This window comes from Phytopseudomonas dryadis (assembly GCF_004327355.1).
Lineage (GTDB): Bacteria > Pseudomonadota > Gammaproteobacteria > Pseudomonadales > Pseudomonadaceae > Aquipseudomonas > Aquipseudomonas dryadis.
Genome location: NZ_QJUM01000021.1, coordinates 61,115 through 75,622, shown reverse-complemented (window position 1 = coordinate 75,622; position 14,508 = coordinate 61,115). Strand labels below are relative to the sequence as shown.

The 14,508-nt window shown below is 66.7% G+C and carries 14 protein-coding genes; 8 read left to right on the top strand and 6 right to left on the bottom strand.

The window, feature by feature from the left end; all coding sequences use genetic code 11:
* Positions 1–3: 3 nt before the first annotated feature.
* Complete coding sequence (gene coaBC / locus DNK34_RS17615; protein ID WP_131175530.1) at positions 4–1,212, bottom strand: bifunctional phosphopantothenoylcysteine decarboxylase/phosphopantothenate--cysteine ligase CoaBC; 1,209 nt, start codon at positions 1,210–1,212, stop codon at positions 4–6.
* A 183-nt stretch (positions 1,213–1,395) separates the two neighbouring features.
* Here coaBC and radC point away from each other — a divergent pair, with 183 nt between their 5' ends.
* A complete protein-coding gene (radC, locus tag DNK34_RS17610) occupies positions 1,396–2,070 on the top strand; it encodes a RadC family protein (RefSeq protein ID WP_131175531.1) in 675 nt (224 codons plus the stop codon).
* 28 nt (positions 2,071–2,098) lie between these two features.
* Here radC and DNK34_RS17605 read toward each other — a convergent pair whose 3' ends face one another.
* Entirely contained in the window at positions 2,099–3,688 is a 1,590-nt protein-coding gene (locus tag DNK34_RS17605) for an ABC transporter substrate-binding protein (protein ID WP_131175532.1), read from the bottom strand.
* A 402-nt stretch (positions 3,689–4,090) separates the two neighbouring features.
* On the opposite strand from DNK34_RS17605, the gene rpmB reads away from it, so the two are divergent.
* On the top strand, positions 4,091–4,327 hold the full coding sequence (gene rpmB / locus DNK34_RS17600) for a 50S ribosomal protein L28 (RefSeq protein ID WP_084303647.1): 237 nt from the start codon (positions 4,091–4,093) through the stop codon (positions 4,325–4,327).
* Between the two features lie 9 nt (positions 4,328–4,336).
* Positions 4,337–4,492, top strand: coding sequence for a 50S ribosomal protein L33 (gene rpmG / locus DNK34_RS17595; RefSeq protein ID WP_083723973.1), 156 nt, complete (start codon positions 4,337–4,339; stop codon positions 4,490–4,492).
* A 71-nt stretch (positions 4,493–4,563) separates the two neighbouring features.
* On the opposite strand, the gene DNK34_RS17590 is transcribed toward rpmG, so the two are convergent.
* Together DNK34_RS17590 and DNK34_RS17585 are read right to left on the bottom strand one after the other, a co-directional pair.
* Positions 4,564–6,945 (bottom strand): penicillin acylase family protein, encoded by a 2,382-nt coding sequence (locus DNK34_RS17590; protein ID WP_131175533.1) that lies wholly within the window; start codon positions 6,943–6,945, stop codon positions 4,564–4,566.
* Between the two features lie 85 nt (positions 6,946–7,030).
* A complete protein-coding gene (locus DNK34_RS17585) occupies positions 7,031–7,612 on the bottom strand; it encodes a DUF6436 domain-containing protein (protein ID WP_131175534.1) in 582 nt (193 codons plus the stop codon).
* A gap of 129 nt (positions 7,613–7,741) precedes the next feature.
* Here DNK34_RS17585 and bipL point away from each other — a divergent pair, with 129 nt between their 5' ends.
* Positions 7,742–8,674: a phospholipase BipL gene (gene bipL, locus DNK34_RS17580; RefSeq protein ID WP_131175535.1), complete on the top strand. Its 933-nt coding sequence runs from the start codon at positions 7,742–7,744 to the stop codon at positions 8,672–8,674.
* 16 nt (positions 8,675–8,690) lie between these two features.
* On the opposite strand, the gene DNK34_RS17575 is transcribed toward bipL, so the two are convergent.
* Positions 8,691–9,449 carry a DUF2059 domain-containing protein gene (locus tag DNK34_RS17575; protein WP_131175536.1) on the bottom strand — a complete coding sequence of 253 codons (759 nt, stop codon included), beginning with the start codon at positions 9,447–9,449 and terminating at the stop codon, positions 8,691–8,693.
* 83 nt (positions 9,450–9,532) lie between these two features.
* Between DNK34_RS17575 and DNK34_RS17570 the strand changes: the two genes are divergently transcribed.
* Both DNK34_RS17570 and DNK34_RS17565 read left to right on the top strand, forming a co-directional pair.
* Complete coding sequence (locus tag DNK34_RS17570; protein WP_131175537.1) at positions 9,533–10,156, top strand: 2OG-Fe(II) oxygenase; 624 nt, start codon at positions 9,533–9,535, stop codon at positions 10,154–10,156.
* A 4-nt stretch (positions 10,157–10,160) separates the two neighbouring features.
* Entirely contained in the window at positions 10,161–10,655 is a 495-nt protein-coding gene (locus tag DNK34_RS17565; RefSeq protein WP_131175538.1) for a 2-thiouracil desulfurase family protein, read from the top strand.
* A gap of 255 nt (positions 10,656–10,910) precedes the next feature.
* Here DNK34_RS17565 and serA read toward each other — a convergent pair whose 3' ends face one another.
* A complete protein-coding gene (gene serA, locus DNK34_RS17560; RefSeq protein ID WP_131175539.1) occupies positions 10,911–12,140 on the bottom strand; it encodes a phosphoglycerate dehydrogenase in 1,230 nt (409 codons plus the stop codon).
* 183 nt (positions 12,141–12,323) lie between these two features.
* Between serA and DNK34_RS17555 the strand changes: the two genes are divergently transcribed.
* Together DNK34_RS17555 and DNK34_RS17550 are read left to right on the top strand one after the other, a co-directional pair.
* On the top strand, positions 12,324–13,715 hold the full coding sequence (locus tag DNK34_RS17555; protein ID WP_131175540.1) for an FAD-binding oxidoreductase: 1,392 nt from the start codon (positions 12,324–12,326) through the stop codon (positions 13,713–13,715).
* A 97-nt stretch (positions 13,716–13,812) separates the two neighbouring features.
* Positions 13,813–14,478: a fumarylacetoacetate hydrolase family protein gene (locus DNK34_RS17550; protein ID WP_131175541.1), complete on the top strand. Its 666-nt coding sequence runs from the start codon at positions 13,813–13,815 to the stop codon at positions 14,476–14,478.
* Positions 14,479–14,508: the final 30 nt, after the last annotated feature.

Below are 14,508 nucleotides of genomic sequence, written 5' to 3'. Positions count from 1 at the left end.
GGATCAGGGGCGTGGCAGGCGCGCGGCGATGAAGCTCACCAGGTGGCGGGCGATCTTGCCCTTGCTGGTCTGGGCGAAGCTGTTCTGCTGCAGTTCGCGGTCGATGATGGTGATGGCGTTCTCTTCGCTGTTGAAGCCGATGCTGGGATTGGCCACGTCATTGGCGACGATCAGGTCGAGGTTCTTGTCCTTGAGCTTGCGCGAGGCGTATTCCAGCAGGTTCTCGGTCTCGGCGGCGAAGCCGACGCTGAACGGGCGGTCGTCGCGGTGGGCGAGGGTGGCGAGAATGTCCGGGTTGCGCACCATCTGCAGCAGCAGGCCGTCGCCGCTGTTGGGGTCTTTCTTGAGCTTGTGCTGGGCGACCACCTCGGGGCGGTAGTCGGCCACCGCGGCGGCGGCGATGAGGATGTCGCAGGGCATGGCGGCTTCGCAGGCGGCGAGCATGTCGCGGGCGCTGACCACGTCGATACGGCTGACCCGATCCGGGGTCGCCAGGTGCACCGGGCCGCAGATCAGGGTGACCTTGGCGCCGGCTTCGGCGGCCGCTTCGGCGAGGGCGAAGCCCATCTTGCCCGAGCTGTGGTTGGTGATGTAGCGCACCGGATCGATGTTTTCCTGGGTCGGCCCGGCGGTGATCAGCACGTGCTGGCCGGTCAGGGACAGGTGTTCGAAGCAGTCGGCGGCGAGCTGGGCCAGGTCATCGGCTTCGAGCATGCGGCCCATGCCCACGTCGCCGCAGGCCTGGCTGCCGGAGGCGGGGCCGAGCAGGCGCAGGCCGCGCTCGCGCAGCAGGGCGGCGTTGGCCTGGGTGGCCGGATCGCGCCACATGGCCTGGTTCATCGCCGGCGCCAGGGCCACCGGGGCATCGGTGGCCAGCACCAGGGTGCTCAGCAGGTCGTCGGCCACGCCCTGGGCCAGGCGTGCCATCAGGTCGGCGGTGGCGGGGGCGATCAGCACCAGGTCGGCCCAGCGCGCCAGCTCGATATGGCCCATGGCGGCTTCGGCGGCGGGATCGAGCAGATCCTGGTGTACCGGGTGGCCGGACAGTGCCTGCAGTGTCAGCGGGGTGATGAATTCGCGCCCGCCCTGGGTCATGACCACGCGCACTTCGGCACCCTGATCCTTGAGCCGGCGAATCAATTCGGCGCTCTTGTACGCCGCGATGCCACCCCCCACGCCGAGAATGATGCGTTTGCGATACAGCCGCTGCATGGGGCCTGCCTTGTCGAAAGGTGGATGTGCGTCGCGATGATGACGCCTCCCCAGGCCGATCACCGCGTAAAAAGTTGGGCTACGATAGGGGCTGTTGCCGTTTCAGCGCAAGCTGAAACGGCAACAGCCCTGGCACAGCGGCCCCACCGGAACAGCGGGCTGCCAGCTCGACAAGGAGGTGTTATGAGTATTCGTGACTGGCCCGCGGCGGAGCGTCCGCGGGAGAAACTGCTGACCCATGGCGCGGCGGCATTGAGCGATGCCGAGCTGCTGGCGATTTTCCTGCGCACCGGGGTCTCCGGACGCAGCGCGGTGGATCTGGCGCGTCATCTACTGGGGGATTTCGGCGGCCTGCGGGCGTTGCTGCAGGCCGATCTGCCGTCCTTCAGCCGGCACCTCGGGCTGGGTTCGGCCAAGTTCGCCCAGCTCCAGGCCGTCCTGGAGATGGCGCGGCGGCACCTGGCCGAGCAACTGCAGCGCGATTCGGCGCTGGAGAGCCCGCAGGCCGTGCGCGACTACCTCAAGGCCTTGCTGCGGCATGAGCCCCATGAAGTGTTCGGCTGCCTGTTTCTCGATGCGAAACACCGCGTGCTGGCGTTCGAGGCGCTGTTCCACGGCTCCATCGACAGTGCCAGCGTCTACCCGCGGCAGGTGGTCAAGCGCGCCCTGGCGCACAATGCCGCGGCATTGATCCTCACCCACAACCACCCTTCGGGAGTGGTCGAGCCGAGCCAGGCCGACCGTCTGCTGACGCAGCGGCTGAAAGAGGCGCTGGCGCTGATCGAGGTGCGCATCCTCGATCACTTCATCATCGGTGACGGCGAACCGCTGTCCATGGCCGAGTACGGCTGGCTATAGCGTTGCGCAGTCGGTCGCCGGGGGCGTCTCAGGGGGCTACGCCGACCGCGGAGAAGTCCTGGCGGCCGAAGGGGCTCACCTGGTAGCCCTCGACCTGTTTGCGCGTCAGGGCGTAGGCGGTGGGGTGGGCCAGGGGCAGCCACAGCGCCTGCTGCTGGATGATGGCCTGGGCTTCCTTATATAGCGTGCTGCGCTGGGCCTGATCGCTGACGGCCTTGCCATCGGCGATCAGTTCGTCCAGTCGCGGGTCGCAGTAGCGGGCGAAGTTGAGCCCCGACTCCAGCGAGGCGCAGGAAAACTGCGGCGTGAGGAAGTTGTCCGGATCGCCATTGTCGCCGGCCCAGCCCATGAACAGCAGGTCGTGTTCGCCGGCCTTGGCGCGGCGGATCAGCTCGCCCCACTCGATCACGCGAATCTCCGCCTTGATGCCGACGCCGGCCAGGTCGGCCTGCAGCAGCTGCGCGCCGAGGCTGGGATTGGGGTTGAGCACGCTGCCGGACGGGCGCGTCCAGATGGTGGTCTGGAAGCCATCGGCCAGCCCGGCTTCGGCCAGCAGGGCGCGTGCCTTCTGCGGATCGTGGGCGTAGCCGGGCAGTTCGCTGGCGTAGCTCCAGGTGTTGGGCGGGTAGGGGCCGTTGGCCGCCTCGGCGCTGTTGTCGAAGACCGCCTTGAGGTAACTGGCCTTGTCGAACGCCAGGTTGATGGCCTGGCGCACGGCGGGCTTGTCCAGCGGTGGGTGCTGGCTGTTGATGGCGACGAAGGCGGTCATGAAGGCCGCGGTCTTCACGCTGGCCAGGTTGGCGTCCTTGGCGGCGGCTTCCACATCCAGGGGCTTGGGCGACAGCGCGATGTGGCATTCGCCGCGGCGCAGCTTCTGCAGGCGCACGTTGGCGTCGGGGGTGATGGCGTACACCAGGGCGTCGACCTTCGGCTTGCCGGCGAAGTAGTCGGGGTTGGCGACGTAGCGTACCGCGGCGTCCTTCTGGAAGCGCCTGAACACGAAGGGGCCGGTGCCGATGGGCTGGCTGTTGAATTTCTCCGGGGTGCCGGCCTTGAGCAACTGGTCGGCATACTCGGCCGGGTAGATGGAGGCGAAGCCCATGCTCAGGGTGGCGAGGAAGGTCGCGTCCGGGCGGTTGAGGGTGATGCGTACGCCATGGGTATCGACCTTCTCGACCGCCTTGATCAGCTCCGGCCACTGCATGGACTGGGCATGGGGATAACCGCTGGCGGCCACCTTGTGCCAGGGCTGGGCAGGGTCGAGCATGCGCTGGAAGCTGAACAGCACGTCGTCGGCTTCCAGGGGGCGGCTGGGCTTGAAGTAGTCGGTGCGGTGGAACTGGACGTCGGGGCGCAGGGTGAACCTGTAGCTGAGGCCGTCCGCGGACACCTCCCAGCTGCTCGCCAGGCTCGGTACCAGCTTGCCGCTGTCGGCGTCGAACTCCACCAGGCGGTTCATCAGCACATCGGCCGAGGCATTGGTGGTGGTCAGGGAGTTGTACTGCACCACGTCGAAGCCGTCGGGGCTGGCCTCGGTACAGACGCTGAGGGTGGCGGCCTGGGCCAGTAGCGGGCAGAGCAGCGGGGCGATGAGCAGGGGCAGGGCGGCGAAGCGCATGGGGGACTCCTGTGCGAGGCGGTGCGCATCCATGGACGCGGCGTCGGACGGTCGGCCCGCTGCCGGGCTCCGGCGCGGTCGTGCTGAAACGTCAACAGACCCTAACCCATAGCGCCGGCAAGAACAATGTATCCTGGCGACGAGTGGTCGAGCGTCGGCCCGCCCCATTCAGGCTGCGCTCGCGGCTTTTCGCGGCTTGGCGCAGGAAAGGATAAAGTGCGTTCGACCTTGTTGCTCCGGGGGCTTTCTGGTATAAAGCAGCGCTCTTTTCTAGGGGCCCGGTTCCTTTGCTGGTATCTGTAGCCGGTAAGACCCCGAAGAAACGCGGCGCCCAGCGCCGAATAACAGAGATTAAGCGGCCAACCCATGCCGGGTTGGGCATGTGGTTTAGAGGGCTGAGGTATGTCGAGAGTCTGTCAAGTTACCGGTAAGGGTCCGGTAACCGGGAATAACATTTCCCACGCCAACAACAAAACCCGTCGTCGTTTCCTGCCGAACCTGCAGCATCATCGCTTCTGGGTCGAGTCCGAGAAGCGTTTCGTGCGTCTGCGCGTTACCGCCAAGGGCATGCGTATCATCGACAAGCGTGGCATTGACGTAGTGCTGGCTGAAATCCGCAGCCGCGGCGAAAAGGTTTAAGGAGCTATCATGCGCGAACTGATCCGTTTGGTGTCCAGTGCCGGTACCGGCCACTTCTACACCACCGACAAGAACAAACGCACCACGCCCGACAAGATCGAAATCAAGAAATTCGATCCGGTCGTACGTAAGCACGTGACTTACAAGGAAGCCAAGATCAAGTAATTGATCGGCTGCCCTGTTGCGAGAGCCCGCCCCATGGCGGGCTTTTTCATGCCTGCGATTCGCGCCGCAGGTCAGTCCGCCGGGCGCAGGATCAGGGTGCTGCGGGTGTGGCGGGCGACATCTTCCTGGCTCAGGTGCTGCGGCACGTACTCGCCGTCGATGTAGCGCCGGGCCTGGTCGCTGTAGTGGCGGTCGAAGGGCACGCCGCTCTGGCCGACGGGGTTGATGCCCAGGCTATGGCTGGCGTCGGCCAGGTCGATCAGGCGTCGGGTCGAGGGGCCGTAGACCACCTGCCAGGGGGCGGTGGCGATGCGGTGCGACAGGTTGTTGGGAGTTTCGTGGCCGCCAGGCGCGTGCAGCGGGCCGACATTGAACAGCCGGTCCAGCGGCGGCTGCGTGCCGAGCGGGTGCGGGTGGGTGAGGGTATGGGCCGGCCCCCAGCGCCAGGCCGTGGGGTCTTCGCCCAGTGCCTGGCGCAGGTGCCGCATGCTGGCGCGCCAAGCCTGGGCCACCACCTCGGCGCGGCTCTGCGGCGTGGCGCTGGCGTGATCGTGCCACCAGGGGGAGGCGCTGTCCGCGGTCAGGCGCGGCAGGGCGGTATCCAGCGCGCGGCTCGACAGCAGGTGCTCGAAGAAGGCCTCGCCCAGTTCATCGGCCATGGCCGCGCGGCTGAGTTCATAGGTCAGTTGGTTGAACAGGGTGGCGGCGATCGATTGCAGCGGGTGATCCCCCGACCAGCCGGCCAGTCGTTCGACGAGCTCGCGTTCCCGCTCATCCGCTGCCGCGGCGCGCAGCTCGTCGAGAATCGGCGCCAGCAGGCGCGGGCCGTAGCCGGTGCCGGTTTCCAGTTGCAGCGCCTGGCTGTTGCGCAGGTCCCAGCGCACGCCCGCTTCGGCCAGGCGCTCATCGAGGCGCTGGCCGCGATCGGGGAGGTTGTAGTAGCCGGGAATCTCGATACCGGTGGGTGACAACGGCTGGAAGTTGGCCGAAACGATATAGCCGCGCGCCGGGTTTTCCTCCTGCGGGTTATCGCTGAAGGGGTGGAAGCCGGGCTTGTCCGCTTCGCCGCTGGCGCCATCGAGGATGAACGCCGGATTGACCCCCGCCGGGCGCCTGGGCAGCCTGGCCGCGGCCCACCAGCCGATGTCGCCGCCGGCATTGGCCCAGACCACGTTGAGGCCGGGCGCATGGATCTTCTGCACGGCGCTGCGGGCCTTGCCCAGGCTCGCGGCGCGGTTCAGTTCATAGAAGGCTTCGAGCAGCGGATTCTCGGTTTCCAGGAAGGCCCACCACATGGCGATCGGCGTGCTGCCGGCGGCGTTGTCCAGGGCGTCGTTGACGATCGGGCCGTGCGGCGAGCGGCGCAGGGTCAGCCTGACGGGGTCGGCGTTTTTGACCCGGATGATTTCCTCGCGCCGCTGCAGGTCGACCCAGCGATCCTTGTGCCAGACCTGCTCGGGGTTATCCGGGTTGGTCTTCTCGGCAATCAGGTCGAGGTCGTCGTTCTGGAACATGGTCAGGCTCCAGGCGAAGTCGCGATTGTGGCCGAGGAAGGCCACCGGCGTGGCTGGCTGGTGGTGCCCGTAGAGTTCGAAGCCCGGGTGGCGCAGGTGCGCCTCGTACCACACCGAGGGGACGGCGAAGCGGATGTGGGGATCGCCGGCGAGCAGTGGCTTGCCGCTGGCGGTGCGGCTGCCGGAGATGGCCCAGGCATTGCTGCCTTCGTACTGCGGCAGGCCGGCCTGGGCCAGGGCCTGCTGGCTGAGCCGGGCGAGGCCGTCGAGTGCCTGCCAGTCGGCGGCGGCGAGCCGCGAAGCGAGGACGCCCTGCGGGTGCCAGTCGAGATCGAAGAGGGCCAGGTAGTCGGCGCCCAGTTCGTCGCGCACGTAGGTCATCAGCGGTTCGCTGCGCAAGGCCGCGGCGAAGCTGTAGGCCAGGTAGCCGGCGATGGACAGGGTGTCCTGCACGGTGAAGGGGCGTTTGTCGATGCCCAGCAGGTCGAACTCCAGCGGTGCCGGGCGGCTGTCCTGGTACTGGTTGATGCCCTCCAGGTAGGCGCCGAGCGCCTTGGCGGCCGGGCTTTGCATGTCCATCGCGCGGGCATCGGCATCGGCGCGCACGCGGATTTCCAGGCTGCGGAACAGGCGATCGGTCGGCACCAGCCGGCTGCCGAGGATCTCGGCCAGTTCGCCGCGGGCCAGGCGCCGCAGCATTTCCATCTGGAACAGGCGATCCTGGGCCTGGACGAAACCCAGGGCGCGATACATATCGGCCTCGTTCTGCGCCTCGATATGGGGGACGCCGCGTTCGTCGTAGCGCACGCTCACGTCCGCCTGCAGGCCGGCCAGGACGAGGGTGCCGTCACGCAGCGGCTGTTTGCCGTGCAGGTGCCAGGCGCCGGCGCCGAGGGTGATCGCGATGGCAGCGGCCAGCAGGGTGAAGAGGCGTTTCATGCAGTCGTCCTGGGGCTGCGCGGGAGGCCTATGCTGCGAGCATGAGCCCGCGACCGCAAGGCCGGGCTGGACGCTGGCGATCGCTTCAGCGAGGCTCCGTCGCTTGCCAGTCGCAGAAGCAGCCCACGGCCAGGGTATTGTTGGCCACGACCGGGCGGCCCTCGCCCAGGGCCTCGAGAATGGGTTCGATGAAGCTGTTGCTCGAGGTGCAGGTCAGGCCGTCGCTGTAGGGGCCGAAGTAGGCCAGTTCGCCGTGACGATCCCAGATCGCCACGGCGGGGCTGGCCGGCAGGCGTTCGGCGCCGGGCAGCGTGGCGATCGCGTGCAGCGCCTCGAGGTTGGCCGGCAGGCGGGCGTTGCTGCCGGCAGGTTGAACCACGTGGAAGCGCACGCCCAGCGGCGCGAAGTGCTCGATCAGTTCGGCCAGGTGCTGCTGGTTGCCGACATTGCAGGGACAGGCCGGGTCCCAGAAGTGCACCAGGCGGATCGGCCCGGGCCCCGCCAGCTCGGCTGGCAGGCGCAGGTCGGCGCCGGAGAACAGCGCCGCGCGGTCGCTGAACGGGCGCAGGTAGCGCGCCTCGAACCAGCGCAGCGCGGCCAGCATGGACGCCAGGCCGATGACCACGATCAGACCGACGAGCAGGGATTTACGGCGTGGGCGGCGCATGCTGATCCGACCTGACAAGGGAGTCATAGCTTGCCATGGCGCGCCTGGCAGCAGAATATCTTCTGCTGTACGGGTTGCCGCATGCCGCCGCGCCACGCCACGCCACTGAATCGAGAACACCCAACGCCGATGTCCGAACTCTTCCTGCCCGATCACCTGCTCGCCAGTCTGCGCCCCCTGAGCGAGGCGACGCCGTTGTCGCAGGTCGAACAGGCCTACCGGCAGTTCTACGGGTTTGCCCCGGTCGACGCGGCGCTCACCCGTGTCGGCTGGTTCGAGGTGGACGCGTACCGCATCGCCGCCCAGGTCTGGTGGCCGGCGACGCCGCGCGCCACCTTGCTGTTGCTGCACGGCTACTACGATCACAGCGCCCTGTATCGCCACGTGGTGCAGTGGGGGCTGGAGATGGGCTTCGCCGTGCTCGCCGTGGACCTGCCGGGGCATGGCCTGTCCAGCGGCCCGCGGGCCAGCATCAACGACTTCGCCGAATACCAGGCGGTGTTGCGCGGGGCGCTGGGCCAGGCCGAGGCCCTGGGTTTGCCGCAGCCCTGGCACCTGTGCGGGCAGAGTACGGGCGGGGCGATCCTGATCGATTATCTGCTCAACGGCAGGCCGCTGGATGCGGTGGGGGAAACCATTCTGCTGGCGCCGCTGGTGCGGCCGCGCCGCTGGGGCTGGTCGCAGCTCAGTTATCGCCTGCTGCGCCGTTTCGTCGACGAAATCCCCCGGCGTTTCAGCGACAACTCCAGCGATGCGGATTTCCTCGAGTTCCTGCGCCATCGCGATCCATTGCAGCCGCGCATGCTGCCGACCACCTGGGTGGGCGCCCTGAGCCAATGGGTACCGCGTATCGAAGGGGCGCCGCGCAGCACACGCAGCCCGCTGATCGTGCAGGGCGAGGCGGACATGACCGTGGATTGGCGGCACAACCTCGGGGTGCTGCAGAACAAGTTCGCCACGCCGCGCATCCTGCGCCTGCCCGAGGCGCGGCATCACCTGGCCAACGAGGTGCAGCCGTTACGCCAGCGCTATTTCGACTTTCTCGGCGAGCAACTGGGCTGAGCCACGGCATCCGCCATCATGGCGCGGGCGCCAGGCTGGCGCTGCTCTGGCCGACGGCGAGCCCGGCGCGCATGGCGGTCAGGGCGGCGCGGTAGTAGGCCTGGCCGTCGGCCGACTGGGCGAAACTGACGAACTCCTCCAGCTCCGGGTCGGACAGGCCGCGGTAGACGTGCAGCAGGGTATTGTCGAGATCCTTGTCGATCTGCGCCATCAGCCGCTGCCGCTGGCTGTTGAGCATGCCCTGCGCGGTATCGCCGCCGAGCAGGCCGGGGATCATCTGGCTGAGGCTGTCGGCCGCCACGCCGGCGAGGGCCAGGCTGATTTCCGCGCCCGCCTCGCTGGCTGGCAGGGCCTGGGCCAGGTGGCGGATCAGCAGGCGGCGGGTGGCATCGGCCTGGCCGATCGGCAGGCCATCGGCGTATTTGGCCAGTTGGTCGGGACGGGTGGCGAGCAGTTCGGCCTCGACCACCTTGCGCCCCAGCGGCGACTCGAAGAAGCGCAGGGCCGGCGCCGGATCGGCGAGGTTGTCGCGCAGGCTCTGTTCGGCGCGTTGATCCATGGCCCTGGCGGCGAAGCGCTGGTTGCTGTTGTTGACCAGGGCCTGGTAGACCGCCGGCGGCAGGCTGTTGCGGTAGCGCGCCTGGGCGGCGCTGAGGGCGTCGCTGAAATGCGCGCGCTGCTGTGGCCAGCCGGCCGTCTCATAGAGCCGGGCATGGGAATCGGCCAGGGCCGGGAAGGCCGCGAGCAACAGCAAGATACAACACAAGGCGCGCATACGGACTCCTGTCTGGGGCGGCTATTTTCGATGGCGCGAGGAAGCTTGTCGAGGCGCAGTCGACACGGAGTAGAATCCACGCCATGACGACCGACATTTCCGATTCACTGCTGAGCCGCATCGTCGATGACCTGGCCGAATACGGTTGGTCGTTGCAAGCGCAGTTCGCTACCTCCTCTCTGACCCGGCAACTGGCCGAAGAGTGCCGCCTGCGTATCGGCCAGGGGACCCTGGCGCCAGCCGGCACCGGCCGGGCCAACGCCGTGGCGGTGCGCGAAGGGACCCGTGGCGACCATATCCAGTGGCTCGAGGCGGGTCAGTCCGGGGCGTGCGACAGCTACCTGGCGCTGCTCGATGGCTTGCGCGTCGAGCTCAACCGGAGCCTGTACCTGGGCCTGGTGGACTATGAAAGCCATTTCGCCTTCTATCCGCCCGGTGCCTTCTACCTCAAGCATCTCGATCGTTTCCTCGACGATGACCGGCGGGCGGTATCCGCGGTGCTGTATCTCAACGACGACTGGCTGCCCGAGGAGGGCGGGGCGCTGCGCCTGTATCTGGCCGATGGGCAGGTGCGCGATGTCCTGCCCCAGGCCGGCACCCTGGTGGTGTTCCTCTCCGCCGATGTGCCCCACGAAGTGCTGCCGGCGAGCCGTGATCGCCTGTCCCTCACCGGCTGGTTCCGCCGCCGCGGCGACGGGCCGTTCTGAGGCCATGCACAAGGTGCTGGTCAGTCGTTGCCTGCTGGGGCATCCGGTGCGTTATGACGGTGGCGCCCTTGCGCCGTCCGGCGTTGTCGAGCGTTGGTGTGCCGAGGGGCGCATCGTGGCGCTGTGTCCGGAGGTCGCCGGTGGCCTGCCGACGCCGCGGGCGCCGGCGGAAATCCGTGGCGGGCAGGGCGCGCAGGTGCTCGATGGCCTGTTGCCGGTGCTGAGTATCGACGGCGAGGATGTCAGCGCCGCCTTTCGGGCGGGCGCCGAACAGGCCCTCGAACTGGTCGAGCGGCATGGCATCCGTGTCGCCTTGCTCAAGGCCAATAGCCCGTCGTGCGGCAATCACGAAACCTACGATGGCAGTTTCAACGGGCGCAAGGTTTCCGGCGAAGGTGTCACGGCGGCGCTGCTGCGGCGAGCCGGGGTGCAGGTGTTCAACGAACATGAGCTGCAGGCGGCCGACGCGCGGCTGCGCGAGCTGGACAGCCTGGCATAAGGAAACAGAGAGGCCGAGGCCTGATGCCAGTCAGTCAAGCGTTTGGCCCGCAAAACGGCGGTTTGCCCTGGCCCCATGGGAGCCGCGACCCCGCGGCGATTGGTGGCCGTGACGCGGTTTGTGGAATGGTCACGATCGCTTCGCGCCGAGGTCGACGCTCCTACACGGGCGGCGGCTTGCCGATCTTCCGTAGTCGCTCCCTGCTTAGCTGATCGGCATTAGGTCGAGGCCGCCCTTCTTCGCCGCGGCGGCCTGCTAGAACAGCACGCGGCTACGGATGGTGCCGTTGACCTGCTGCAGCTTTTCCAGGGCCAGGTCGGAGTACTCGGCATCGACGTCGATGACCACGTAGCCGACCTTCTCGTTGGTCTGCAGGTACTGACCGGAGATGTTGATGCCGTTGTCGGCGAACACCTTGTTGATCTCGCTCATCACGCCCGGGATGTTGGCGTGGATGTGCAGCAGGCGGTGCTTGCCCGCATGCGCCGGCAGGGCCACTTCGGGGAAGTTGACCGAGGACACCGAGGTGCCGTTGTCGCTGTACTTGACCAGCTTCTCGGCCACTTCCAGACCGATGTTGGCCTGCGCCTCGGCGGTCGAGCCGCCGATGTGCGGGGTCAGGATCACCCGGTCCAGGCCGCGCAGCGGGCTTTCGAATTCCTCGTCGTTGGAGCGTGGCTCGACCGGGAACACGTCGATGGCGGCGCCGATCAGGTGCTCGTCCTTGATCGCGGCGGCCAGATGATCGAGCTCGACCACGGTACCGCGGGCGGCGTTGATCAGGATGCCGCCTTTCTTCATCGCGCGGATTTCCTTCTCGCCGATCATCCACTGGGTGGACGGCAGTTCCGGCACGTGCAGCGAAACGATGTCGCACAGGCCCAGCAGGTCGTGCAGCTTGCCGATCTGCGTGGCATTGCCCAGCGGCAGCTTGGTCACTGTGTCATAGAAGAACACCTGCATGCCCAGGGCTTCGGCGAGCACCGAAAGCTGGGTGCCGATGGAGCCGTAGCCGACGATGCCCAGCTTCTTGCCGCGGATCTCGAAGGAATTGGCCGCCGACTTGATCCAGCCGCCGCGGTGGCAGGAGGCGTTCTTCTCGGGAATGCCGCGCAGCAGCAGGATGGCCTGGGCCAGCACCAGCTCGGCCACCGAGCGGGTGTTGGAGTAGGGCGCGTTGAACACCGCGATGCCGCGCTCGCGGGCCGCGTTGAGGTCGACCTGGTTGGTGCCGATGCAGAAGCAACCGACCGCCACCAGCTTCCTGGCGCAGTCGAAGACATCCTCGGTGAGCTGGGTGCGCGAACGGATACCGATGAAATGGGCGTCGGCGATCTTTTTCTTCAGCTCGTCACCGGACAGCGCGGTCTTGAGGTACTCGATGTTGGTGTAGCCGGAGGCCTTCAGGGTGTCCACCGCGTTCTGGTGGACGCCTTCGAGAAGAAGGAACTTGATCTTGCTCTTGTCGAGAGAGGTCGTGCTCATCGGAGTACCTGTTGTCCCACTAAATTAAGTGTCAGGAGAAGCATCGGCGCTGGCGCCGACGGGCCCGGAGATCGCTGCGAAGCATGCTTTGCGGGGTGCGTATGCTAGCATGGCTTCCCTTTTCCTTGCTCGGTTGCGACCTGAACGGTTCTCAGGGCGACCATGAATGTTTCGAGAGTTGAAATGAGCGATCACCTGCCGATTGAAGAACTCAAAACCCTGGTCGAGCCCGGTAAGGTGCTGACCGACGCCGCGTCGCTGGAGACCTACGGCAAGGACTGGACCAAGCACTATGCGCCGGCGCCCAGTGCCATCGTCTTTCCCAAGAGCATCGAACAGGTGCAGTCCATCGTGCGCTGGGCCAACGCGCACAAGGTCGCGCTGGTGCCGTCGGGTGGCCGTACCGGCCTGTCGGCCGCCGCGGTAGCGGCCAACGGCGAGGTGGTGGTGGCCTTCGATTACATGAACCAGATCGTCGATTTCAACGCCGTCGATCGCAGCGTGGTCTGCCAGCCCGGCGTCATCACCGAGCAGTTGCAGCAGTTCGCCGAAGACAAGGGCCTGTACTACCCGGTGGATTTCGCCTCGGCCGGTTCCAGCCAGGTCGGCGGCAACATCGGCACCAATGCCGGCGGCATCAAGGTCATTCGCTACGGCATGACCCGCAACTGGGTGGCCGGCCTCAAGGTGGTCACCGGTACCGGCGAGCTGCTGGAGCTGAACAAGGATCTGATCAAGAACGCCACCGGCTATGACCTGCGCCACCTGTTCATCGGCGCCGAAGGCACCCTGGGCTTCGTGGTCGAGGCGACCATGCGCCTGGATCGTGCGCCGAAGAACCTCACCGCCATGGTGCTCGGCACGCCGGACTTCGATTCCATCATGCCGGTGCTGCATGCCTTCCAGGGCAAGCTGGATCTGACCGCCTTCGAGTTCTTCTCCGACAAGGCCCTGGCCAAGATCCTCGCCCGCGGCGACATCCCGGCGCCGTTCGAAACCGAGTGCCCCTTCTATGCGCTGCTCGAATTCGAGGCCAGCACCGAGGAGATCGCCAACGACGCCCTGGCCACCTTCGAGCACTGCGTCGAGCAGGGCTGGGTGGTCGATGGCGTGATGAGCCAGAGCGAACAGCAGCTGCGCAACCTGTGGCGCCTGCGCGAGGACATTTCCGAAACCATCTCGCACTGGACGCCCTACAAGAACGACATCTCCGTCACCGTCTCCCGGGTGCCGGCGTTCCTGCGCGACATCGATGCCATCGTCGAGCGCAGCTACCCGGACTTCGAAGTGCTGTGGTACGGCCACATCGGCGATGGCAACCTGCACCTGAACATCCTCAAGCCCGAGGCGCTGCCGAAGGAGGAGTTCTTCGCCAAGTGCGCGACCGTGAATACCTGGGTCTTCGAGACCGTGCAGCGTTACAACGGGTCGATTTCCGCCGAACACGGCGTGGGCATGACCAAGCGCGATTACCTGGGTTACAGCCGCAGCGAGGCCGAGATCGCCTATATGAAGGCGATCAAGGCGGTGTTCGACCCCAACGGCATCATGAATCCCGGCAAGATTTTCAATTGAAAGCGCCAAGCTTCAAGGCGGATGGCCGCCCCCCACACGCTGCAAGCGAGCGCGCTCCCTGCTTTTTCTTGCGGCTTGCCGCTTCCGGAGGAATCCTATGAGCTATCAGCATCAGTACATCGACGGTACCCATATCCACTTTCCCCTGGGCAAGGTGGTCTGCATCGGTCGCAACTACGCCGAGCACGCCAGGGAGCTCAACAACCCGGTGCCCAGCGAGCCGCTGCTGTTCATCAAGCCGGGTAGCTGCGTGGTGCCGATCGAAGGGGGCTTCGCCATTCCCGACGACCGTGGCCCGGTGCACTACGAAGCCGAGATCGCCGTGCTGATCGGCAAGCCGCTGTCGCGCACGCCCAATCGCGAAGAAGTGCTTGATGCCATTTCCGGTTTCGCCCCGGCCCTGGACCTGACCCTGCGCGACCTGCAGAGCAAGCTCAAGGAAAAGGGCTATCCCTGGGAAACCGCCAAGTCCTTCGACGGCGCCTGCGTGCTGGCGCCCTTCGTGCCGGGCGATGCCGTGGAAGACCTGACCGCCATCGGCATCCGCCTGTCGATCAACGGCGAAGTGCGTCAGGACGGCAGCAGTGCCGACATGCTCAACCCCATCGTGCCGGTGATCCAGCACATCAGTGGCCACTTCAACCTGCAGCCGGGCGATGTGATCCTCACCGGCACCCCGGTTGGCGTCGGGCCGCTGAACAAGGGCGACGAGCTGGTGCTGGAGCTGGTCGGCCATTCCAGCTTCGCCAGTCGGGTCCTTTAAGCGGCAAGCTGCAAGCCTCAAGCTGCAAGT